The organism is Mesorhizobium sp. M8A.F.Ca.ET.207.01.1.1 (genome assembly GCF_004794715.1).
Taxonomy (GTDB): domain Bacteria; phylum Pseudomonadota; class Alphaproteobacteria; order Rhizobiales; family Rhizobiaceae; genus Mesorhizobium.
Genome location: NZ_SRUS01000324.1, coordinates 1 through 330, shown reverse-complemented (window position 1 = coordinate 330; position 330 = coordinate 1). Strand labels below are relative to the sequence as shown.

General features: G+C 55.2%; 1 pseudogene. It reads right to left on the bottom strand.

Annotated features, from left to right (window positions below):
• A pseudogene (locus tag EN850_RS36915) lies at positions 1 to 330 on the bottom strand (hypothetical protein); the annotation flags it as partial.

The following is a 330-nucleotide window of genomic DNA, read 5'->3' as shown; positions in this document are numbered from 1 at the left end:
GCATCCGACGAGCTCCGGACGAACTCGTCGGATGCTTTCTGTAGACTTGAGAATAGACGACTCCAAACTTTTCCCAAAAAGATGGCCGAAGGTGCGATGGATTGCTTAAGGTCTTCAACATCACCGAGCCACTCTCTTATGGAAGTCCAGAGCGCATTCGCACTTTCAGCGTCAGCGTCCGAGTTCCCCTCGTCCTGAGGCTCGGCATCCACGACATCGCCCGCAGCCCCTTGCCTTGACCAATCCGGAGCGGAGATGGTGAGCTCCGGATATGCTCTTCTGAAAATCGTCTCAGCCTCATCCTCTGCGCTGGCCGAGAGCAATTTTTCG